19 protein-coding genes are annotated in these 22,870 nt (G+C 63.6%); 10 read left to right on the forward strand and 9 right to left on the reverse strand.

Annotated elements, in window-relative coordinates; translation table 11 throughout:
* Positions 1-169 precede the first annotated feature (169 nt).
* Positions 170-724, forward strand: a complete 555-nt coding sequence (locus tag QMC96_11700) for a TATA-box-binding protein (GenBank protein MDI6877423.1) — start codon at positions 170-172, stop codon at positions 722-724.
* A 145-nt stretch (positions 725-869) separates the two neighbouring features.
* On the forward strand, positions 870-1,244 hold the full coding sequence (locus QMC96_11705) for an ArsR family transcriptional regulator (protein MDI6877424.1): 375 nt from the start codon (positions 870-872) through the stop codon (positions 1,242-1,244).
* Here QMC96_11705 and rpiA read toward each other — a convergent pair.
* The 4 genes from rpiA to QMC96_11725 form a co-directional block, all read right to left on the reverse strand.
* A complete protein-coding gene (gene rpiA / locus QMC96_11710; protein MDI6877425.1) occupies positions 1,241-1,924 on the reverse strand; it encodes a ribose-5-phosphate isomerase RpiA in 684 nt (227 codons plus the stop codon). The two genes, QMC96_11705 and rpiA, sit on opposite strands and share 4 nt — an antisense overlap.
* A gap of 65 nt (positions 1,925-1,989) precedes the next feature.
* A complete protein-coding gene (gene surE / locus QMC96_11715; protein MDI6877426.1) occupies positions 1,990-2,775 on the reverse strand; it encodes a 5'/3'-nucleotidase SurE in 786 nt (261 codons plus the stop codon).
* A 54-nt stretch (positions 2,776-2,829) separates the two neighbouring features.
* Positions 2,830-3,087: a hypothetical protein gene (locus QMC96_11720; protein ID MDI6877427.1), complete on the reverse strand. Its 258-nt coding sequence runs from the start codon at positions 3,085-3,087 to the stop codon at positions 2,830-2,832.
* A 121-nt stretch (positions 3,088-3,208) separates the two neighbouring features.
* A complete protein-coding gene (locus tag QMC96_11725) occupies positions 3,209-4,153 on the reverse strand; it encodes a phosphatase PAP2 family protein (GenBank protein ID MDI6877428.1) in 945 nt (314 codons plus the stop codon).
* Between the two features lie 117 nt (positions 4,154-4,270).
* Between QMC96_11725 and QMC96_11730 the strand changes: the two genes are divergently transcribed.
* Together QMC96_11730 and QMC96_11735 are read left to right on the forward strand one after the other, a co-directional pair.
* Positions 4,271-5,158, forward strand: coding sequence for an ATP-grasp domain-containing protein (locus QMC96_11730; GenBank protein MDI6877429.1), 888 nt, complete (start codon positions 4,271-4,273; stop codon positions 5,156-5,158).
* Complete coding sequence (locus QMC96_11735; protein ID MDI6877430.1) at positions 5,155-6,093, forward strand: hydantoinase/oxoprolinase family protein; 939 nt, start codon at positions 5,155-5,157, stop codon at positions 6,091-6,093. Before QMC96_11730 ends, QMC96_11735 begins: the two co-directional genes overlap by 4 nt.
* Before the next feature lie 68 nt (positions 6,094-6,161).
* Here the strand turns inward: QMC96_11735 and QMC96_11740 are convergent, their stop codons facing one another.
* Positions 6,162-6,749: a hypothetical protein gene (locus QMC96_11740; GenBank protein MDI6877431.1), complete on the reverse strand. Its 588-nt coding sequence runs from the start codon at positions 6,747-6,749 to the stop codon at positions 6,162-6,164.
* A 220-nt stretch (positions 6,750-6,969) separates the two neighbouring features.
* Here QMC96_11740 and fdhF (QMC96_11745) point away from each other — a divergent pair, with 220 nt between their 5' ends.
* The 6 genes from fdhF (QMC96_11745) (at position 6,970) to QMC96_11770 (ending at position 15,541) form a co-directional block, all read left to right on the forward strand.
* Entirely contained in the window at positions 6,970-9,039 is a 2,070-nt protein-coding gene (fdhF, locus tag QMC96_11745; GenBank protein ID MDI6877432.1) for a formate dehydrogenase subunit alpha, read from the forward strand.
* Entirely contained in the window at positions 9,039-10,193 is a 1,155-nt protein-coding gene (locus QMC96_11750; protein ID MDI6877433.1) for a Coenzyme F420 hydrogenase/dehydrogenase, beta subunit C-terminal domain, read from the forward strand. Before fdhF (QMC96_11745) ends, QMC96_11750 begins: the two co-directional genes overlap by 1 nt.
* A 156-nt stretch (positions 10,194-10,349) precedes the next feature.
* The gene (gene fdhF / locus QMC96_11755; GenBank protein MDI6877434.1) at positions 10,350-12,410 is read left to right on the forward strand and encodes a formate dehydrogenase subunit alpha; all 2,061 of its coding nucleotides are present in this window, start codon (positions 10,350-10,352) and stop codon (positions 12,408-12,410) included.
* A gap of 3 nt (positions 12,411-12,413) precedes the next feature.
* On the forward strand, positions 12,414-13,655 hold the full coding sequence (locus tag QMC96_11760) for a Coenzyme F420 hydrogenase/dehydrogenase, beta subunit C-terminal domain (protein ID MDI6877435.1): 1,242 nt from the start codon (positions 12,414-12,416) through the stop codon (positions 13,653-13,655).
* 463 nt (positions 13,656-14,118) lie between these two features.
* Positions 14,119-14,991, forward strand: a complete 873-nt coding sequence (locus QMC96_11765) for a formate/nitrite transporter family protein (GenBank protein MDI6877436.1) — start codon at positions 14,119-14,121, stop codon at positions 14,989-14,991.
* Positions 14,992-15,013: 22 nt separating this feature from the next.
* Positions 15,014-15,541 carry a nucleotide-binding protein gene (locus QMC96_11770; protein ID MDI6877437.1) on the forward strand — a complete coding sequence of 176 codons (528 nt, stop codon included), beginning with the start codon at positions 15,014-15,016 and terminating at the stop codon, positions 15,539-15,541.
* Positions 15,542-15,846: 305 nt separating this feature from the next.
* On the opposite strand, the gene QMC96_11775 is transcribed toward QMC96_11770, so the two are convergent.
* The 4 genes from QMC96_11775 to QMC96_11790 are packed head-to-tail and all read right to left on the reverse strand — an operon-like array spanning position 15,847 to position 22,762.
* The gene (locus QMC96_11775; GenBank protein ID MDI6877438.1) at positions 15,847-17,445 is read right to left on the reverse strand and encodes an ATP-binding protein; all 1,599 of its coding nucleotides are present in this window, start codon (positions 17,443-17,445) and stop codon (positions 15,847-15,849) included.
* Positions 17,426-18,454 carry a DNA double-strand break repair nuclease NurA gene (locus QMC96_11780; GenBank protein MDI6877439.1) on the reverse strand — a complete coding sequence of 343 codons (1,029 nt, stop codon included), beginning with the start codon at positions 18,452-18,454 and terminating at the stop codon, positions 17,426-17,428. The genes QMC96_11775 and QMC96_11780 overlap by 20 nt, the downstream gene beginning before the upstream one ends.
* Positions 18,451-21,627: an SMC family ATPase gene (locus tag QMC96_11785; GenBank protein ID MDI6877440.1), complete on the reverse strand. Its 3,177-nt coding sequence runs from the start codon at positions 21,625-21,627 to the stop codon at positions 18,451-18,453. Before QMC96_11785 ends, QMC96_11780 begins: the two co-directional genes overlap by 4 nt.
* Positions 21,614-22,762 carry a metallophosphoesterase gene (locus QMC96_11790; protein MDI6877441.1) on the reverse strand — a complete coding sequence of 383 codons (1,149 nt, stop codon included), beginning with the start codon at positions 22,760-22,762 and terminating at the stop codon, positions 21,614-21,616. The genes QMC96_11785 and QMC96_11790 overlap by 14 nt, the downstream gene beginning before the upstream one ends.
* Positions 22,763-22,870 lie beyond the last annotated feature (108 nt).

Here is a 22,870-nt window from a genome sequence, read left to right on the forward strand (position 1 = left end):
AGACGCGGTCCGGCAAGATCATGCGGCGGGTCCTGAAGGCAAAGGAACTCGGCATGGATCCGGGCGACATAACCACGCTGGAGGAGTAGTCCTCTCACGCTCTTTTCTAGCGGACGATCTCCCCCCGCAAGCGAGTCATTTATATACTGTCCTGTGGCATCTTTATACCATGAGAGCCGAAGAGTCACTGAAGATCGAGAATATCGTGGCTTCTGCAAAAGTTAGCGATCACCTTGATCTCCCCACCCTCGCATCCAAGATAAAGGATGCAGAATACAATAAGAAGCGATTTCCGGGTGTCGTCCTGCGGATGCAGGATCCGAAAATTGCCGCCCTCGTATTCGGAAGCGGGAAGGTCGTCCTGACGGGGGCAAAGAGCATCGATAGCCTCAACAGGGGTCTCGACATCCTCGGGCGGCAGCTGAAGTCCCTGGGGATCGAGATCCCCGAGAACCTGACCTACAAGATCCAGAATATCGTCACCTCCGCTGACCTGGGTTCGCCGATAAACCTCAACAAGATCGCCGTCGGGTTCAACCTCGAGCGGATTGAGTACGAACCCGAACAGTTCCCGGGTCTGGTCTACCGCCTCGAAGACCCGAAGGTCGTGGTGTTGCTCTTCGGCTCCGGCAAGCTGATCATCACGGGGGGCAAGAAGCCGGAAGACGCAAAGAAAGCGGTAAACAAAATCCTTTCCGATTTAACCAACCTCGGTCTCATTTAGAAAGCATCCTCCCTCATCTCCTCAATGGATAATCGAGGAGATTCCATTGGGAGGATCGGAGGGTTTATCATAAGAATATTAATTTAAAATAATAATATATTTATAGTCCGATTTTAGAAATTAATGGTATGCTGAGGGTGTATTCATGAGGTCCGATAAGGTGGTGTATTTTACGCAGAAGGAGGACGAGCTGGCGAACCTCTTGATGGGCCTCGGTATGAAACGGAACGTGGCAAAGGTGCTGGTCTACCTGGCCCGTGTACCCGAAGCGACCTCGCGCGATATCGAACGGGGGACCGATCTCCGCCAGCCGGAGGTGAGCATCGCGATGCGGTTTTTAAAAGAGTGCTGCTGGGTGGAGAGCCGGGAGAGCAAGGCGGACAGCAAGGGGAGGCCGGTGAAGATCTACCAGCTCGTACGCCGCATCGAGGACATCATGGACAGCATCGAGAAGGACAAGCAGCGTGAGGCGAAGAGCCAGCTCGATCTGATCAAGAAGGTGCGGGAGTACATCGTTTAGATCTTTTCCTCCCCGCCTCTCCCCACCACGACGATTGTCTTTTCGGCAAATTGTGTGAACAGCCCGCATTCCAGCACTCCCGGAAGGGAGGTCAGGTGCGCTTCCAGCTCCTCCGGGCGTTCGATCACCCCGAACGCACAGTCCACGACGAAGTTGCCGTTGTCCGTGATCACGGGACCGTCTTTTCTCACGCCTTCGCGCAGGGAAGGCTCTCCGCCAGCCATGCGAAGCTGCTTCAGGAGGGGCGTGACCGCGAAGGGCAGCACCTCGATCGGGACGGGCGCCCGCAGTGCGTCGGTCAGTTTCCCCGGGTCCACCACGATGACCAGCTCCGCCGCCGCCGCCGCGACGCACTTCTCCCGCGTGAGTGCAGCCCCGCCGCCCTTGATGAGCCTTTTTGCCCCGTCCACCTGATCGGCCCCGTCGATGGCGAGGTCCAGCGATGGGTGATCGTCCAGGGTGGTGAGCGGGATACCGTACTGGCGGGCGCGGATGGCGGTCTGGTAGGACGTGGGGACACCTGCGATCGATAGCCCGTCGGCGATCCTCCTTCCCAGGCCCTGCAGGACAAAATCGACTGTCGAGCCGGTCCCGAGACCGATCACCATGCCGTCAGCGACCATCTCCGCCGCCCGGAGAGCGGCATCCCGTTTGGCCGCGAGGATCTGCAACTCTTCCATGCAGGGGTACTATCGCCGGGCTAGCATGAAAAGCATGCGGTGGCGTCCGGAGGTCCGGGCGGCGATCAGACTGGCGAGAAGAGCTCCTGGAGCGCCTTCTTGCCCCCGAAGGCAGTGCAGTCGAGCGTGATCGGGGTGAGGGAGACGTTCCCTTTCCGCACTGCATGAACGTCGGTTCCCTCCTCCGCATCCTCAAGGAGCGGTCCGTTGATCCAGAAGTAGGGTCTTCCACGGGGATCCAGGCGTTTCTCCACACCGGTTACGAACAGTTTGCGGGCGAGGCGGGTGATCTCGTATCCGCCGCTTACCCTCGACGGCACGTTCACGTTGAGCACATCCATCCCCTTCGGAAATCCACGGACAAGAAGTCGTTCGCATACGTCCCGCACCACCGCCTTCGACTCTTCGAATCCCCGGGCGTAGAATCGAGGATCGTCGAACTTGTCCCCCTGGTCCTCCACCTGGAGCGAGAATGCCACTGCCGGGACGCCCTGGTTGGAGGCCTCGAGGGCCGCCCCGACGGTCCCGGAGGTCATGATGGACTCGTATGAGAGGTTCTCCCCGATGTTGATTCCGCTTACGACGAGATCCGGGTCCAGATTCAGGTTGAAGAGGCCGATGATCACCGCATCCGTGGGTTTCCCGGCAACGGAGACAGCCCGTGCACCGTTGAGGCGGACGTCCGTCGCCCGAATCGGTTCGAAGATCGAGATGGATCGCCCGACAGCGCTCTGCTGCGTGGCGGGTGCAACGATGTGCACGTCGGCAAGAGGGGAGAGCGCCTCGTACGCCGCCCAGAGGCCTGCCGAGTTGATGCCATCGTCGTTGGTGAGTAGGATCTTCTTTCTCATCGTCAGTGTGTATATACGCGCCGCAGGAAAAAAGGGTGATCCCCGCCGGGCGTGTCATGCCGACCCGGCCGCCAGCGCCACCCCCCAGATCGGCTCCGGTGCTCCAATCCCCCCATAGAGTGTCAGGTCTCCGCACAGGCACCCCGCAGCGTTTCCTGCAGCCAGGGCGGATCGCCCCCGTCCCGGGACTTCGTGCTCCCTCCCCAGCAGCATGCCGCCGGGGGACGACACCGCACCGACCCTCACGCATGCCCGCAGGACAGGGGCGCCTCCCATCCCGTGGACGATCTTCCCCGGCGTCCACCGGGCCACCTCCGCCGCGAGTATCCTCGTCCGGGCGTTCCCCCGGGCTGTTCGTGGGGCTGGGGGACAGGGAGGTACGCCAGCCCTCTTCCGGGGATTCCTGCCGCAATGATGTGATGCACCGCAGCACCTAGATCAGGAAGTAGAAGAGGATCGAGCTGACGATCGGTATGGTGCAATTGTCATCCAGTCTCAGAGGCAGCGATTCCAGGAAGGTGGCCAGCAGGATTACGACGATGGTCACGGGCGAGGGAAGGATCAGGAGCGCTGTGAGACCCCCGAGCGCGAACCCGACCGATCCTTCCAGCGACTTGTCCCTGTTCCAGGGCAGCCTCCGCCTCCCGAAACGCCTCCCGATGCTGGTGGCGAGGGCGTCGCCGAGTGAGAGGATCAGGACGACGGCCGTGGCCGCGGCAGCGCTGTGCCGCAGCAGCCCCACGGTGAAGAGCACCCCGATCCCGAAGTAGAAGGACCCCTCTCCGGGCAGCACGCCGTCACGCTCGTACCAGGCGAGAAGCTGGTCGATGATCGGAACGCGGATCCCGATCACTTTGGCGTGGATGATGAGCGTGCCGGCGAGAACGATGAGGAGCAGGGGGATGAGGAGGGGTTCGATCCCGAAGCGCCACAGCGCCGCCGCCAGCACTAGGCCCAGGGTGGCGTGCACCGCCTGCCGGGCATACTCCCGATCGCCTCCGGAGCCCCTTCCGCTGCGGCGCAGGAGCGAGGTCGCGAAGTTGTACCCGAACCCGCCTACGGCGATGCCGCCGGCGATATCGTACCATGTGTGGGCATGCAGCAGAATCCGCGACCACCCGGTCAGAACGGCAAGAGTGTAGGCGACAGGGAGGAGGGGATGTCCGATCAGCGCGAAGACGAACGAGAATGCGGTGCTTGTATGCAGACTGGGATAGGCGTAGCCGGGAGGGCAGTCCACGCCCTCGATGCTCGCACAGGGGCGAATGAGGTCGATGGCACCCTTCAGCAGGATCGATAGCACGATGGTGATCGCGAGCGTGACCACGAGGATCCGGATCCGCTCGATGTCCTCCGGGGCCAGCCTCCAATCGCACACGTTCGCCACCCGTCCAGCAACCGTTAGCTGCCTCTCCGCATAATCCCATCTGCTCCGCACCGCAGCAATGCCATCCTAGGAAAAGAGATATCGGCGATAACGTCGAGAAGTACGTCGATGAAGAGGGCGCTCCTTGCCGAGTACACGGTGCTCCACGATCCCCAGCTCGCCCCGGAGGGGGCGGCGATGCTGCAGGTGCTGCGCGAGAGTTTCGCGAGGTGCGGCTACGAAGTGGTGTCCCCGTCGGGAAACGGGTTCGAGGCGGAGCTGGAGCGGCTGGCTCCAGCCTGCGATCTGGGGCTCGTGATCGCTCCGGACCACCTGATCCCCCGCTTCACGAAGATCGTCGAGGATCATACCCACAATATCGGGTGCGGCAGTACCGCCGCCGCCGTCTGCGCCAACAAGCGGCTGACCGGCAGGGTTCTCGCCTCGCACGGCATCGCGGTTCCGGAGGAGGTCCAGACGGGCATGCGGGTGATCAAGCCTGTGATGGGCTGCGGGGCGGAGGGGGTCCGCCTCTCGACCGATCCCCCCTCCGGGGGCGAATTCGGGCAGCGGTTCATCGAGGGTGAGCACCTCTCCGTGAGCCTTGTGGCCGGCCGCGTCGTCGGGGAGGCGTGCCTCTACTACAGCGGCGCCCCCCCGCTCCTGCTCGCCCTCAACCGCCAGGATATCCGCATCGCGGACGGGCGGTTCGAGTACCGCGGCGGCGAGACCCCGGTTCCGCATGCACGGAAGGACGAGATCGCGGACCAGGCGGCCCGAGCGGTGACGGTGCTCGGGTGCCAGGGTTATACCGGCGTGGATGTGGTCGTCGCGGACCGCGTGTACGTTGTGGACGTCAACCCCCGGATCACCACGAGCATCATCGGGATCGCCGCCTGCATGGAGGAGGAGATCGCACGGATCCTGGTGGACGCTTCCCACGGGATCCTGCCTGCCGAGGTGCACTGCCGCGGACGGGTGCAGTTCCAGAAGGACGGGAGCGTGAAGCGGCTGTGATCGGAATCGACGTCGGGGGGGCAAACCTGAAGGTGGTGGATGGGCGGAAGGTGGACATCCGATACTGCCCGCTCTTCGCGGGGGCGCCTCTCGCCGACATGCTGCAGAACTACGCCCGGGCCGAGGGGGTGGACGCCGCCGCCGTGGTCATGAGCGGCGAACTCGCCGACTGCTTCGGGAGCCGGATGGAGGGGGTCTCCTTCATCGTGCGTGCGGTGCGGGCAGCGATTCCCGGGGCGATCTTCTACGGGACCGATGCCCGATTCCACCGGGAGGCGGTGCCGCAGCTGGCGGCGGCGAACTGGCTCGCATCCGCAGACTACCTTCGGGAGCGGTACCCGCACGGCATCCTGGTAGACATGGGCAGCACCACGACGGATATCGTTCCCCTCTCCCGCTTTCCCGAACTGCTGGGGCTGACCGATCTCGAACGGCTGCAGCAGGGCTACCTGCTCTACAGCGGCATGCTCCGCACCAGCGTGGCGGCGATCCTGCCGGAGGTCAAGATCGACGGCGTTCCGACGCCCACCAGCAGCGAGTTCTTCGCCGCGAGCGCCGATGCCCATCTCGTGCTGGGGCACCTGCGGGAGGAGGAGTATGCCTGCCCGCCGCCCGACGGGAGGGACGCAACCCTCTCCGGGGCGATGCGTCGCCTGGCACGGGTGGTCTGCGCCGATCTCGATGAGATCGGGCAGGAAGGGGCGGTCCAGATAGCGCGGGCATGCTGGGAGACCCAGAGAAGGCAGATCCTCGAGCGGGTGGAGCAGGTGCGGAGGGGGTGCAGGGCGGATACCATCGTCGCGGCGGGGATCGGGTCGCCGCTCCTCGCGAGGGAGCTCGGCGGCATCGACCTCAGGGAGGAGATCGGGAGCCTCTCCGATGCCCTTCCGGCGTATGCAGTCCAGGAGGTGGCGGGACGAACCGGATCATGGTAGCCCTCCTCCTGCTCCTGGCATCGCTCCTGATCACCGCGGTGGCCTGGCTGGTCTTCGATCTGCCGTTCCTATTCCTGCTGCTGTTCATCCCGCTGATCCCCCTGCTGGGAAAGCCGCCCCGCGTCAGGCGCTGCCCGACCTGCGGATGGCAGGCGACAGGCGGTGAGCGCTTCTGCCCCCACGACGGGACTCTGCTTGTCGAAGCGGAAGACGGCCGTTGAGAGGCGCAGCAGGGAGAGCGGCAGAGGGATGCCCAGAATCTTCGTGTACGGGATGGTGCCGAAGTCCCGCCCCGCGTAGTTCCGGATCGTGCCCCGGTCGATGACGATCCCCATCGCCTCCATCAGGCGTGCAGCGCGGTGATAGGGCATATCACGGCAGAGCACGCAGCAGAGGTCGACGATGGGCGTACCGTAGCGGGTGTCCGGGTAGAAGGGTGAGTCCGCATAGCAGAGTTTTCCGCACCGCATGCAGCGGAACCGTTTCACCAGGACGGAGATCTCGCGGACCTTCCCCTCGTCCCGGATCGATGCGAACCGTTTCCGCTTGTGGTCGTGCCCCCGAACGTCGCCGCCGCAGGCGTCGCAGGCATCGAGACGGTCGAACTCGATCCCGTCCATGCGGCAGAGGGCGCCGAGCACCAGGGTCTCAAGCATCGGGGGTACGGGAATCCGTCGCATGCGGTATGCGCCTCAGGCTGATCGAATATGATCTCAGCCGCTGGAGTTTAATAAATTAATTGTACTTCCAGAAAAATCAATATATGCAAAAGAAGGGCGGGATTCGGCATCCACCGATAATCCACACCGTAATCCGCTGGTAAGAATTACTATTAAGTAGAGTCAATCGAAAGAGTCACATGTCCGAGGTAGACTCATGGACCTTAAGTACGTACCAACCACCTGCCCCTACTGCGGGACAGGCTGCAGCTTCAACCTTGTTGTAAAAGACAACAAGGTGGCCGGTGTCGCGCCGTTCCAGCGTTCGCCGGTCAACGAAGGCAAGGTATGCCCCAAGGGCAACTACGCGCACGAGTTCATCAACAGCAAGGACCGCCTCACTACCCCGCTCATCAAGAAAGACGGGAAGTTCGTCCCCGCGAGCTGGGACGAGGCCTACGACCTGATCGCCAGGAAGTTCAAGTCCTACAAGCCGAGCGAGCTCGCCGTCCTGGCCTCCGCCCGCGTCTCCAACGAGGACAACTACGCGATGATGAAGTTCGCCCGCGGTGTCCTGAAGACCCCGCACATCGACCACTGCGCCCGCCTCTGCCACGCCTCGACAGTCGCCGGGCTCGCAGCGACGTTCGGATCCGGTGCGATGACCAACTCGATCGGCGACATCGCCCAGAGCAAGTGCGTCTTCATCATCGGGTCGAACACCTTCGAGCAGCACCCGCTCATCGGGCGCCGGGTGATGCAGGCGAAGAAGAACGGTGCGAAGCTCATCTACGCCGACCCCCGGCTCACCCCGACGGGGAAGCAGGCGGACCTCTTCATGCAGTTCGTCTCCGGTTCGGATGTGGCGATCTTCAACGGTCTGATGCAGGAGATCATCCGCAACGGCTGGGAGGACAAGGAGTTCATCGCGAATCGCACCAAGGACTACGAGAAGCTCAAAGAAGTCGTGATGAAGCCCGAGTACAGCCTGGAGAACGTCTCCAAGATCTCGGGCATCCCGGTCGAGGATCTCAAGAAGGCCACCGAGTGGTTCGCCAAGGCGGAGTCCGCCTGCGTCTGCTACTCGATGGGCATCACCCAGCACACCACCGGCGTGGACAATGTCAAGTCGGTCGCCAACCTCCAGATGCTCACCGGCAACCTGGGCAAGCCCGGTACCGGCGTGAACGCTCTCCGCGGCCAGAACAATGTCCAGGGCGCCTGCGACATGGGATGCCTGCCGGTGGTCTTCTCCGGTTACCAGAAAGTGATCGATCCGGCGGCGCACAAGAAGTTCGCCGACGCCTGGGGATTCCCCGACGGCATCGCCGAGGGCAAGAACGGCTACGAGGTCACCGTGATGATGGATGTCCTTGTCGACAAGCCCGGCGAGCTCAAGGCGATGTACATTATGGGCGAGAACCCGATGATCAGCGATCCGGACCTCCACCACGTGGAGAAGGCGCTCAAGAACCTGGAGTTCCTGGTCGTGCAGGACATCTTCCTGACGGAGACCGCCGAGCTGGCGGACGTCGTCCTCCCGGCCGCCTGCTACGCGGAGAAGGACGGCACACAGACCAGCACCGAGCGGCGCGTGCAGCGCTGGCGGAAGGCTGTCGAACCGCCGGGAGAGGCGAAAGCCGACTGGCAGATCATCAGCGAACTGGCGGCGAAGATGGGCTACGCGGCGCAGTTCCCCTACAAGAGCGCGGAGGAGATCTTCAACGAGATGGCGAAACTGACACCCTCGTATGCAGGCATGACATACGCCCGCCTATCCAAGCCCGAGGCGCTTCACTGGCCCTGCCCGTCGGCAGACCACCCGGGAACGCCGATCCTGCACAAGGACAAGTTCGCGCACCCCGACGGTCTCGGCGTATTCTTCCCCATCGAGTTCAAACCGCCGGCCGAGGTGCCGGATGCGCAGTATCCCTTCGTCCTCACCACCGGACGTTGCATCTGGCAGTGGCACACGGGCACGATGACCCGCCGCTCGGAGTCCCTGGAGAAGGAGGCCCCGACCGGCTGGATCGAGATTAACGTGGAGGACGCCAGGGAGCTGGGGATCAAGGACGGCGAAGCGGTGAAGGCGATCACCCGCAGGGGCGAGGTGAAGGTTCCTGCGAAGGTGACAAAGGACATCAAGAAGGGCGTCATGTTCATGCCGTTCCACTACAAGGAGTGCGCGGCGAACGTCCTGACGAACAACGCGCTCGATCCGATCGCCAAGATCCCGGAGTTCAAGGCCTGTGCTGTTCGGGTCGAGAAGATACCGGAGGTGCAGTAATGGCAAAGAAAGGAGACATGTTCTACGCATGGTCCACGGATGCGGACCTGCAGAAGAAGGGCGAGTGCGGGGGGGCGGTGTCTGCCATCCTCAAGCATGCCCTCGAGAGCAGGGCGGTGGATGCAGTCCTCGCCGTGAAGAAGGGTGCCGACATCTACACCGCCGAGCCTGCCCTGATCACCAACCCTGCGGATATCGCTCAGACGGCCGGTTCCCTGCACTGCGGCACGCTGCTCCTCTCCAAACTGGTCAAGAAGTACCTCGACGGGGCGAACGGCATGAAGCTCGCTGTCACCGTGAAGGGGTGCGACCTGATGGGACTCCTGGAGCTTGCCAAGCGCAACGCGATCAATCTGGACAACCTCTTCCTGATCGGCGTCAACTGCGGCGGATCCGTGAGCCCCGTCACGGCCCGGAAGATGATCGCCGACAAGTACGGGGTCAACCCCGACGATGTCGTCAAGGAGGAGATCGACAAGGGTCAGTTCATCATCCAGACGAAGGATGGCCAGCACAAGGGCATCTCGATGGACGAGCTCGAGGAGCATGGCTACGGACGCCGCAGCAACTGCCGCCGCTGCAAGATGAAGGTCCCGCGGCAGGCGGACCTCGCCTGCGGCAACTGGGGCGTCATCGGCGACAAGGCCGGGAAGGCGACCTTTGTCGAGGTCTGCAGCGACCGCGGGGCCCGGATGCTCGATTCGGCAGTGCAGGCGAACAAGCTGGCGGTCGAGGCGCCCAACCCGAAGGGCATCGAGATCCGCGGCAAGACCGAGAACGCGATGTTCAAGCTCGGCGACAAGTGGCGGAAGAAGGACTTTGCCGCGCTCGGCAGAGATGTCTGGACCACGATCGCGAAGGAGACGTCGCGGTGCATCAAGTGCTACTCCTGCATCGAGAACTGTCCGGTCTGCTTCGAGGTCGCCGATGAACTGAAAAAACCGAGCCTGCTGGTCAAAGCCGGAGAACTGCCGCCGAACCCCATGTTCCACCTGCGCCGTTTCGCGCACATCTCGGACTCCTGCATCAACTGCGGGCAGTGCGAGGAGCTCTGCGCGATGGACATCCCGCTCGCCCTCTTCTCGCACGCGATCCGGGTTGAAGGCGACGCCGCGTTCGAACCGAAACTGGGTGCTCCAGCGTACAAGAACTGATATCACTCTTTTTTTCGAATTCCAGGACTGCCGCTCGGACCGCTGGCGGGTTCGGCCCGATCCGCATGCATTCCACCGATATTCACCAAAAATCGCGGAATTTTCACCATCCTTATATACCCTGAAACCCAAGGTCTAAGTGTCCGAGGTTTATCCATGGATATGAAAGTTGTTCCCACAACCTGCCCGTACTGCGGTACGGGGTGTGGATTCAACCTCGTGGTGCGCGACGGCAAGGCGGTCGAGGTGACCGCCTGGCAGCGCAACCCCGTCAACGAGGGGAAGCTATGCCCGAAAGGACGCTACGCCCACGAGTTCATCCACCGTGAGGACCGGCTGACAAAGCCGCTCATCAAGAAGAACGGGAAGTTCCAGGAGGCGAGCTGGGACGAGGCCTACGACCTGATCGTGAGCAAGTTCAAGTCCTACAAGCCCGATGAGATGGCGTGCCTCTCTTCCGCCCGCGTATCGAACGAGGAGAACTACCTGATGAACAAGTTCGCCCGGGCTGTGCTGAAGACGCGGCACATCGACCACTGCGCCCGCCTCTGCCACGCCTCCACGGTCGTGGGGCTCGCCGGCGCGTTCGGATCCGGTGCGATGACCAACTCGATCGGCGACATCGCCCAGAGCAAGTGCGTCTTCGTCATCGGGTCGAACACCTTCGAGCAGCACCCGCTCATCGGGCGCCGGGTGATGCAGGCGAAGAAGAACGGTGCGAAGCTCATCTACGCCGACCCCCGGCTCACCCCGACGGGGAAGCAGGCGGACCTCTTCATGCAGTTCGTCTCCGGTTCGGATGTGGCGATCTTCAACGGTCTGATGCAGGAGATCATCCGCAACGGCTGGGAGGACAAGGAGTTCATCGCGAATCGCACCAAGGACTACGAGAAGCTCAAAGAAGTCGTGATGAAGCCCGAGTACAGCCTGGAGAACGTCTCCAAGATCTCGGGCATCCCGGTCGAGGATCTCAAGAAGGCCACCGAGTGGTTCGCCAAGGCGGAGTCCGCCTGCGTCTGCTACTCGATGGGCATCACCCAGCACACCACCGGCGTGGACAATGTCAAGTCGGTCGCCAACCTCCAGATGCTCACCGGCAACCTGGGCAAGCCCGGCGCCGGCGTGAACGCTCTCCGCGGCCAGAACAATGTCCAGGGGGCCTGCGACATGGGGGCGCTCCCGAACGTCTACTCCGGTTACCAGGCGGTCATCGTCCCCGAGAACCGCAAGAAGATGATGGATGCCTGGGGAGTCGAGATCGCCGAGGGCAAGGTGGGCTACACGGTCACCGAGATGATCAACGTCCTCGCCGATAAGCCCGGCGAACTGAAATGCATGTACATCATGGGCGAGAACCCGATGCTCTCCGATCCCGACCTCCACCACGTGGAGGAGGCGCTCAAGAACCTGGAGTTCCTGGTCGTGCAGGACATCTTCCTGACGGAGACCGCCCAGCTGGCGGACGTCGTCCTCCCGGCCGCCTGCTACGCGGAGAAGGACGGCACACAGACCAGCACCGAGCGGCGCGTGCAGCGCTGGCGGAAGGCTGTCGAACCGCCGGGAGAGGCGAAAGCCGATTGGCAGATCATCAGCGAACTGGCGGCGAAGATGGGCTACGCGGCGCAGTTCCCCTACAAGAGCGCGGAGGAGATCTTCAACGAGATCGCGAAGGTAACCCCCTCCTATGGCGGTATGTCCTATGCCCGCCTCGAGAGGCCCGAGGCGCTCCACTGGCCCTGCCCGTCGGCAGACCACCCGGGAACGCCGATCCTGCACACCCAGAAGTTCGCGCACCCCGATGGTCTCGGCGTCTTCACCCCGATCGAGTGGAAGCCCCCGGCCGAGGTGCCGGATAAGGACTACCCGTATATCCTCACCACGGGACGGACCATCTGGCAGTGGCACACGGGCACGATGACCCGCCGCTCCCCGTCGCTCGAGAAGGAGGCCCCGACCGGCTGGATCGAGATTAACGTGGAGGACGCCAGAGAGCTGGGAATCAAGAACGGCGAAGTGGTGAAGGCCAGCACCCGCCGCGGTTCCGTGAATGTACCGGCGAAGGTGACAAAGGACATCAAGAAAGGGGAGATGTTCATGCCGTTCCACTACGCCGAATGTGCGGCGAACGTCCTGACGAACAACGTACTCGACCCGGTCGCCAAGATCCCGGAGTTCAAGGCCTGTGCTGTTCGGGTCGAGAAGATCCAGGGGGCCTGAGCCATGGTAACGAAAGGCGACATGCTATACGCCTGGTCGACGGATGACGCCATCCGCGAGGCCGGCGAGACCGGCGGCACCATCACCGCGCTGCTCAAGTTCGCCCTCGAGAGCGGCATGGTCGATGCCGTCTATGCGGTGCGGAAGGGTATCGATCTCTACGATGCCCAGCCCGTTCTGATCACGGACCCGAAGGAGGTCATCAGCACGGCGGGCTCCCTCCACATGGGTACCCTGCTCGTACCCAAGCTGCTCCGCCGCTGTGTGACGAGCGCCGATCCGAACATGAAGATCGCCGTCGTCCTGAAGGGCTGCGACGTGATGGCCGCCTACGAGATGGCCAAGAGGAACCAGCTGAACCTGGACAACCTGATCATGATCGGCGTCAACTGCGGTGGATCCGTCCGCCCGGCGGTCGCCCGCAAGATGATCAAGGAGAAGTTCGGCATCGACCCCGATACCGTCGTCAAGGAGGAGATCGACAAGGGCCAGTTCATCGTCGAGACGGCTGACGGCCAGCACAAGGGCATCTCGATGGACGAGCTCGAGGAGGAGGGCTACGGACGCCGCAGCAACTGCCGCCGCTGCAAGATGAAGGTCCCGCGGCAGGCGGACCTCGCCTGCGGCAACTGGGGCGTCATCGGCGACAAGGCCGGGAACGCCACCTTTGTCGAGGTGACGAGCGAGAAGGGCGCCAACCTGATGAACGCGGCGGCCCAGGGCGGCGCGATCAAGACCGAGGCGGCGCCGGCGAAGGGCATCGAGATCCGCGGCAAAGTCGAGAACGCGATGCTCAAGCTCGGCGACAAGTGGCGCGAGAAGTACTTCAAGTCGATGGGCACGGGCAAAGACCGGCTGCAGCTGATCATGGACCAGACCTCCCGTTGCATCCGATGCTACTCCTGCATCGAGAACTGTCCGGTCTGCTACTGCGTCGAGTGCAGCACCAAGAAGCCCTACCTGGTCCCCCCCGGCGAGATCCCCCCGAACTTCATGTTCCACCTGATCCGTTTCGCGCACATCTCCGACTCCTGCGTGAACTGCGGGCAGTGCGAGGAGCTCTGCCCCGTGGAGATCGAGAACTCCCGCTTCATGCACGCCATCCAGACCGATCTCGAGTCGATGTTCGGCTACGTCCCCGGCGTCGACATGACGCTCCCCGTGCTCGCCCTCGTGGAGGAGCCAACGGAACGCGAGCGGCTGACGGCCACGGGATCCGACCAGATCTTCGATATCTTCAAGTGAGACCCGGACGGGGCATCACCTTTTTTTTTGACATTTCCCCAGGTACCGTGAGGGTTATCCCGGGATCGAATCTCCGGGCGCCGCATGCCGTCATCCGACTCCGAGGACTCCGCATCTCGCTGCGAGGAGTCCGGGGCAGTTCAGTACCGCATCTCTGCCGTATCCGTCCATGGAAATCCAAACAAGCGCGCTGGGATCACCTTTAAATCCACTGTACGCACAGTATTACTCCCATACATTTCCCGGAGCCGGAATGTTGATGCATAGTTGACTTTTCAATCAGGTTTGAGAGATGCCCTTTACACCCGTGCAGGGATATTCCACCCTCTCATACGATAATATCTCCGAAAATGACAGTACAAAGAGAAAGATATTTATCTAATTTGGGGAAAACTGATCAATTGACCTATACAGGTTTAATAAGTTGCTGGTATAGGTAGGATGTTAAGAGAGGTGTGTAGAAATGGTATTCCATCCACCAGTAGCAATCGTTGCTAAGGCTGGCGATGCCGGCAAGTACAAGACGGGGTTGCCATCCTGGAACATGGTTCTTCGTGGCTTCCTGTCCGGTGCATTCATTGCGATGGGCGGTGCCCTCGCCACGGTCTGCAGCACGGGCATCATGGCCACCGACGTCGCGATGCGGTTCGGTACGGCAAGCGCAGGCGTCTCGCAGCTCGTTCTGGGAGCGGTCTTCCCGGTGGGGCTGATCATCACCGTGCTGACCGGCGCAGAGCTCTTCACGGGCGACGCGATGCTGGCGCCCATGGCGGCATTCATCCACCGGATCAGCTGGGCATCCGTGCTGAACCTCTGGGTCTGGGTGTACATCGGCAACTTCATCGGGTCGGTATGGTTCGCCTACATCATGGCCTACGGTCCGTTCAGCACCTGGAATGCCGCAGGTGCGGCAACGCTCACCGCATTCGGTAACAGGGGCGTAGCGATCGCTTTAGCGAAAGTGAGTTACGTCGGCCTTGCGGGCATGTGGTCTGCATTCCTGAAGGCGATTGCCTGCAACTGGCTCGTGAACCTCGCCATCCTGCTCGGTATCTGCGCGGACGATGCCATCGGCAAGATCGTCGGCATCTGGTTCCCGATCTTCGCATTCGTCGCCTCCGGGTTCGAGCACTCCATCGCTAACATGTACTTCATTCCAGCAGGCATATTCACCGACGCGCTCGCCGGCAGTCCGAACGCCGCTGCCCTGAACTGGGTCACCCTGTGGACGAACAATGTCATCGTGGTCACTCTCGGCAATATTGTCGGCGGTATGTTCTTCGTCGGTGTGCTCTACTGGGTCGCGTTCCGGAAGGAGATCGCTGCCCTGAAGTAGATACAGAGCTAACGATATACCGATGAAGATTGGTAATATCCGGGTGAAGGTCTCGGTCATCGTCATGGCCGTCGTGGCCTTCTTCACCATACTTTTAATCTTCGCCTATTTTGCGACGGGCGACCTCACCATCATCAAGTGGGGCATTCCGCTTCTCTTCGGGATGATCCTGATTCCGATCGCCCTGAACTACATGAGTCAGAGCACATACGCCGACATGATCCCCGCCTACGAGAAGGAGGCCAAAAAGGTGCGTGTGCGGGCGATCAACCTGAACATGCTCGGGGATCCCATCCGCATCGAAGGCGTCGTCGAACGTGTCTACTTCCGCTTCCTGAACCGACCCCAGTATCTGATCGCCGACAGGAGCGGCGCGATCTCGGTGAAGATGTTCACATCGCCCAAGGAGGATGTGAAGAAGGGCGATGTCGTCGAGGTCCTCGGTTCGGTGATGAAGCGCTACATCGTGACGGGCGACGCGGTCGTCAACGCCGTCGCCATCACCAGGGTCGACCGCGAGAAGAGCGCCCCGGAGAAGAGGAAAAAGTGACTGTCCGCGGGGCGCAGTTCTCGCGGATAGGTATCGTCTCGCCTGACAGCGCTCTTCCACCACCCCCTTTCCCCGGGCTGATGGGACCTCCTTCCGTATGCAGAAGATCTCCCGCTCCTGCTGCGACAGGGGCTGTCCCGGGAGGCTATTGAGTGAGGGCGGCAAGATTTCCAGGATTTTGCTCTCCCCTTACGCGGTTACGCAACTGGCAGGGTTGAAGGGCAGTTGGGGGAGAGAGTTGGCAGCAGGAAAGCGGGGGATGGGATCAGAGGGCTGCAGGCGTCTGGGGGGGATACGCTGCGAGGTTACTCCCCGAACCCCCTCACGAGACCCTCCTCTATCGGCCGCTTCTGCAGCCGCGAGAGTTCCTGCAGGTAGTCCTCGAAGAGGTGGATGCGGGTGCTCACGGGGAACGGAATCCCCAGACTGCTGATCACCGCCTCGCCGGGCTCGAGTGTCTGGATCTCGGTGTCCATGCGGGAGAGGTCCTGCTTGGCGCTGCTGGAGAGGATCTCCCGGTCACCGCGATCCCCGAGCCCCATGATGACGAACGTGTTCACCTGGGCGAGCACCTTCGGATCGATGTTGCGGGGCTGCTGGGTGATCACGCAGAGCCCGACGCCGAATTTTCTCCCCTCCATGGCGCACTCACGGAAGATCTGGGTGCTCCGCCCTCCCGTGCCGAGCACCCGCTGCGCCTCCTCGAGCGTGATCAGCACCTGCCTCGGGCGGGTTTTCTCGGCCACGCCCCAGTCGGAACGGTGCCGCTGCATGATCTGGCGGGTGATGACCGAGAGGACGAAGAGCTCGCTCCGTTCGCCCATGCCGGGGATGTCGATCAGCACCACCCGGTTCTCCTCCAGCGCACGGAGAATATCCGGTATGGCCGATCCGCGGGTGCGGAGGAAGGGATTGCCCCGCACCAGGATGCTCACGTGCCGCTTGATCACGGCGAGCGTCCCCGGGTGCGAGCTGCGCAGGAGCCTGGCGATGTGAGGGAAGGGCCCATCGTAGGCGCTCGCATCGAAGGTGTCGAACTCGGTCGAGAGGAAGAACTGGATGAGCTCCGAGCCGCGCATATCATCGAGCAGCTCCACGACGTCGCGCTGGGCATCCGAGTGATCGAAGAGCAGGTTGAGATCGGAGGCCCGGAAGTCGTCGTGCTCCAGGTAGAGGCGGGACAGGGCATACTTGCTGCGGTAGGCATCGTCGCGGATGGTGAATACGGAGAGCCCGTCCCGCCCGGCGGAGACGTGAAGAAGCCCGCGGGTGGGCTCGCCGCTCGAGGATCGGCCACCGGCCACGTACTCTCCGTGGGGATCGACGATCAGGAGCCCGAACTGCCGGACCTGCATGCAGGATGCGCAGAAGACCTTCATGAAGTTGCTCTTGCCCATGCCGGTCGTGGCGAAGACGCCCATGTGCTGCGGCATCACCTTCGCGTGCAGGGCCACCCGCACCTCCTTCAGTACATCCTGCCCTGACTTCATCACGCCCACCTCGATCTCCCCCATCACCCGCCGCAGGAACCCGAAATCGTCCGCACTGGGCTTCTCGACCCGGGAGAACTTGGTCGGGATCGTCTTCGCCTTGCGGAAGGTGCCGGAGTCCTGGACGTACCCCAGGGGCACCGCCTCGACCGTGAGGTAGACATCCTCGCTCAAATGGTAGAAGCGTTCGGCATAGGGTCTCGTGTCCCACTTGCGGTCCTGGAAGTTGCTCTCGTGCAGGAGGTCGGTCACCTTGGCGAAGAACGTCAGCTGCTTCACGGTGTCCGTGATCTTCAGCACCTCCCCCACGAAGATCCGCCCGTCGTAGGGGACGGTGAACCGGTACTTCAGCACGCTGTCTCCGATCAGCCGGAACTTGGTTCTGTCCTCATCGTCAATAGCGTTCAAATTCATCGTGAATATCCCCGAACATGGTCAGATAGTCCTCGATCCGCATCCCTGCCCCGCTCATCGCCCCGATCAGATCCTGCCGCATCTGCTCCACCAGATCCCGGTCGATCTTCACCAGACGGTGCGCCTCCATGAGCGGGACGGGGTAGCCCGCGATCCGCCCGTCGTCCGAGTAGCGGGCGAGGGCGGCAAATGTCCTCTCGATCGCCTCGGGCTGCGCGTAGCGCGGCAGCTCGACTTTGAAGGCCCTGCACGCCCTCGGATGCAGGCGGGCGACGAAAATGGCCCCCTGCTGCCACTCCTTGAACCGCGGGGCCTCGAGAAGGCTGTCGGGTATCCCGACGTACCACGGATGGTCGATGCCGCATCGATCCGCGAGCCCGGCCGCTGCCGGCACCAGGGGATACCCGTTTCCCCAGGTCACCGATGAGCGTTTGGTCACCGCTGCCAAGAGCACGCCCCTTCTCCTGCAGCGCTTGAGGAGGTCCAGGATCACGGGCTGGTGGCTCGCGTGGCTGGCGGTGAGCGCCCCGTCCAGGAGGAGCAGGTCGCCTGCGTCGAGGGTGTCGGCGAGGCGCCGCGCCACGGAGTACTCGAGCGTATCCCGCAGCACCGCCGATGCCTGGACGGGATCGTCGCTGTAGAGGGGCGTCTCCGGGATCGTCTGGAAGCACCGCCGATACAGCTTCACGAACTCCTCACATTTCCGCTCCGGCCCGATGGCCGCAAGACAGGGGGAGGTGATCCCCCGGTGGAGCCGTGTGCCCTCGCGGAACGTGCTCTCGCCCGCCCGCACGGCGGCGACGGCGTAGCTGCCGGCGTCCAGGACGATCGCATTGCTCCCGTCGACAGCCGCGATGCTCCCCTCGAACCCGGTGCCGCAGGCGGCGTACGATGCCGGACCGAGACCGCTCTCCGCGGAGAAGAGGTCGACCAGATTCTTCGGCGAATAGGCGATGATTCGCTCGAGGATGCGGTAGATCCCCTTCCCGTAGGCGTCCACCTCCCTCATGGCGAGATCTCCTGCACGCGGCTGGTCTGATCCTCCCCCATCTCGACGAGGAGCGTGTTGGAGAACTCCCCCTGGACCTCGGAGACATGGGAGATGATCAGGATCTGGGGGAAGTTGGCCTCCTGGGAGCGGAGCGCCTGGATGAGGTTGCTCCTCCGCCCCTCGTCCTGGCTGCCGAAGATCTCGTCGAAGATGAGGAAGGTGCTGTCATGGACCTGGTGCACCTCGGCGAGGTAGCGGCTGAGCGCGATGCGGAGCGCGATGGCGATATCGTCCTGCTCGCCCCCGCTGAATCGGTTGACGGGGTAATCGTCCCCCATATCGTGGACGAGCAGGTTGAACTTCTCGTCGAGGATGACCGATTCGTAGCGACCGTCGGTGATCTGCGCCAGGATGCGCCCCGCTTCGCCTTCGATCCGCCCACGGACGGCCGACAGGAGGTGGGTGACGAAGTCACCGAGGCACTTCCGTGTCAGGCGGAGGCGCTCCATCTCCTCCCGGATCGCGTCGCATTCCGCGGCATACTCTGCACTCCGCTCCAGGGCGAGGGAGATCCGGGAGATCTCTCCCTCAAGGTGCCGCAGGTCCCCTTCTGTTCGGGTCCTCTCCGCGGCCAGCCACTGCGCCCGTTCGGTGCATTGGCGAAGGGAGTCCTCCGCTGCGGCGAGGCGTGCGGGATCGAATCCGAGTCTCGCCAGGGATCGCTCCGCCCAGGCGACCTCGCTCTCGACCTGCTGCCGGTACGCCTTCCTCTCCGAGAGACTCTTCTCGAGGTCGGGGATCTCGTCCATCCGCACCGCCAGCTCCGCGAAGCGGCGGTGGGAGTCCACCGCCCTCCTGTACTCCGCGAGGAGGGCTGCGTACCCGGCGGGATCGAATGCGAGGGTCTGGAGCTCTCTCTCCGCTGCCGCAAGGTTCGCCTCCGCCTCCCGGGCCGCCTCCCGGAGCTCGTCGAGTTCGGCCCTCGCGGCATCCCCGTTCTTCAGACGCTCCCGAATCTGCAGATGCTCCTGCCATGGCTGCATCAGGGCCGCGATCTCTTCCTCGACATCGCGTCTCTCCTGCGGCTGGAATCCCAGCTCGCGGATCCGGGCGGAGATGAGTTCCTCCTCGGCGATGCAGCCCTCCCCCTCGAGCCCGAGCGCAGCGAGTTCCTCCCCGAGCGGCTCCATCCGAAGGCACTCGCCCCGCAGCGTATCCGCCTCCTCCTTGCGTCTCCTGAGGACGACGATCTCGCTCTGCAGGGCATCGTGACGCCCGGGATCGTAGGACTCCAATCCCAGCTCGCGGAGGGCGTCGAGAGCCCGTGCTCTCCCCTCCTCGGCCCTCTGCCGCTGCTCCTGGAGCGACCGCCTCTCCGATTCGCAGGCAGCCGCCCGCTCCCGCAGACCCTGCAGCGCATTTCGCCTCTCCGCGAGGTGCCGCAGATCCGCGGTCGCCCGCTCCAGGTCGGCGGCGGCCTCGCGGTACTCCGCATCGAGCGCTCCGATCCGCTGCTGCGCCTCCCGGACCTCCTGGCGGAGCTCGTCCACCAGGCGGCCGAAGTGATCCCGGAGCGGGCGGTGGCATGTCGGGCAGGCGCCGTCCGCTCCCGCATGCTCGATCTCGCGGAGACGCTGCTCGAGAGCCTCCCGCTCCTCGACGGCACCCGAATACCGGGTGGCAGCGCTGCTCCTGCGGTGAGCCGCCGCATCCCGCGCCTCCTCTGTCGCTGCGATCCGCCCGTCGATCCCGTCGAGTTCCGTGAGCCTCGCCGCGAGGCGGTGGAGTTCCTCCTCCATGCGCGAGAGGTGCCGTTCGGCCGCATCCCGCTGACTCTCCCAGAACGCCGCCTGCTCCGCCGGGATCTTGGCCGCCGCCAGGATCGACTCCTCCTGCAGGAGTCCGTCGAGGCGAGCGATCTCACGCTCCCGGCGATCCAGCTCCGCTCCGCGTTCGCGGAGGGATGCCAGCTCGGCGGAGATCCTCTGCATCCGCTCCTCGATTCCCCGGAGCCGCTCCCTCACCCGCCCGCACTCCCCCCGCAGGCGGGTGTACTCCGACTCTTTTGTCCTGAGCTCCTCGAGCCGCCCCCGCAGCTCTTCCAGCCGCGCCAGCGGCTCCTGCAGCTCCTGCAGACGGCACGCATCCCGTGCGCAGCGTTCGAGCAGGGCTTCGAGCGCCTGGATACGCTGCCGTGCGATCTCCAGCCGATCGCGGTGCTGCCTCCGCTCCCCCTGGAGGCGGTCGTGAAGCGCCTTCCTCTCCTCCTCGCGCTCCACTTCCCGCACCAGCTCGCGGTAGCGGTTCTCCTGCGCGGCGAGGCTGCGGTACTCGCCCTCCAGCATCCTCCGTGCGCTAATCTCCGCCTCCAGCCGTTCGCACTCGTCCGCCACACGCTGGAGTGCCTCCCTCCGTGCGATGATCCCCTGCTGGAGGGAGATATGCTCCCGCTCCTTCCCGCGCAGCGCATCGACCTTCGACTCCCGCTCCCGTATCGCTGCGGCGACCGCCGTCTGCCGTTCATCCATGCCCTTCAGCCGCTCCCGGAGGGCGGCCTCCTGCCGGCGAGCCGCTGCAAGCTCCTGCTGCAGACTCTCCGCATCCAGCTCCTTGAGCCTCCCCGAGAGTTCGGTATGGCGCTCCTTCTGCTCGTCCAGAAGAGCCTTCAGATCCTCGTCTGCAGCGTCCCGGATCGCGTCGATGCGTAGCGCCTGCATGAACCAGCGCCGACGTTCGCCGGAGCGGCTCTCCAGGAGCGAGAGGAGATCCTTCTGCCCTGCGTAGATGGTATTCCTGAAGTCGGTCGGCCCCATCCCGACGATCCGCCGGATGGCGTGCTGGACGTCGGTCACCCCCTCCGCGATCTGGCGGCTGCCGGCAAAGAGGCGGGCCTCGTGCTGGGTGGACGACCCGCTCCTGCGGAAGTACCGGACGACCGTGTAGTCCGCCCCGCCCGCGCCGAAGTCGAGGCGGACGGTTGCCCGTGCCCCGTCCCCGGCGGCGGCGCTGACGATGTGGTCGGGGTCGACGCCGCTCGACTGCACGCCGTAGAGCGCAAAGAGGATCGCCTCCACGAGGCTGCTCTTCCCCGCCCCGTTGTTGCCGACGATACCGGTGATCCCGTCGCGGAACACGACCCGCTCCTCGGCGAAGCGCTTGAAGTTCTGCAGGTGCAGGCTATGGAGCAGCATGCTCCTCCTCCCGCGTCCGGGCCATCGCCCGCTCCAGGACATCCCGCCCTTTCCGGAGCACGTAGTCCCTCTGAGCGGGGGGGAGCGGTCGTGTTCGGACGAACTTCTCGAACTCCTGGAGGTAATCGATCCCGACCAGATCCTGCCTCTCGAACCGGGAAGCGGACTCCTCGGGGAGAATCGCCCGCAGGCGGAGGTCCAGGACCCTCGCCCGCGCCTCCTGGAGAACCTGCGGATCGATCTCGCGGAGCGCCCCGCGCGAGATCCGGTCGAGCGTGATCTGGCACATCACGCTGCCCCCCTCCAGGCGCTTGACGCGACCCGCGATCTCGCGGCCGATCTCGACGACGGATCGCCCGTCGCAGACGATCGTCCCGAGATCCGTCATGGGGGTGTGCGGGAGGGGCAGGTGCTTCACACGGCGGGACGCGGGATCGACGAGCAGCCCCCCCTTCCGATCGCCGATCTCGCCGTAGTTGCAGTACTCCAGGGACCCGCTGTACCAGGCGTTGTCGGCGACCTGGACCTGCCCGTGGAAGTGCCCGAGGGCGATGTAGTCGAAGCGATCGGAGAGCATCGTCGAGTCGATCTCGTGCTCCGCAACGGAGTGGAGTCGCCTGTCGGAGAGGATGCTCGCCAGACCGTGCACGACGAGCACGTTGGCGGAACTGCCCGAGAGTTCGATCGCATCGAATGCGCGGCGGTAGTCCTCTGCCTGCAGCATGTTGGGGATCAGGTGGAAGCAGACGTCGTCGATCTCCACGCGGCGGTAGGCGTAACGGTAGGCGGCGTGGATGTCGGCGGCATGATACTCGAGCACCTCGAACGGGGAGGTGGTGTGCCGCGTCTTGACCATGCTGTGGTTGCCCGCGATCGCGACCAGGGGTATGCCGCTCTCGTGGAGGCGGTTCAGCGCCTCGAGCACGACGGTGTATGCGCGGGTCTTGGGCTTCACCTGGTGGAAGAGATCCCCCGCGTGCACCACCGCGCCGGGCTTCAGCGCGATCAGTCTGTCCACGCTCGCCAGGAAGTTATCGTAGACGAGCGTCTCCCGCAGGTTCATCCCTGTATCGGGATCCAGACGGTTGAACGCGGATAAACCCAGATGGGTGTCTGCGATGTGGACAAACTGCATATACTACCTCCAGCGGAAAAGCACTATTTGAAGCGTGCAGTATGCGGCGCGAAGCTGAATCGCGGAGATCACCACTATCTATATACCAAGATCGATATTAGTATGGTG

It is taken from the genome of Methanomicrobiales archaeon, assembly GCA_030019205.1.
Taxonomy (GTDB): domain Archaea; phylum Halobacteriota; class Methanomicrobia; order Methanomicrobiales; family JACTUA01; genus JASEFH01.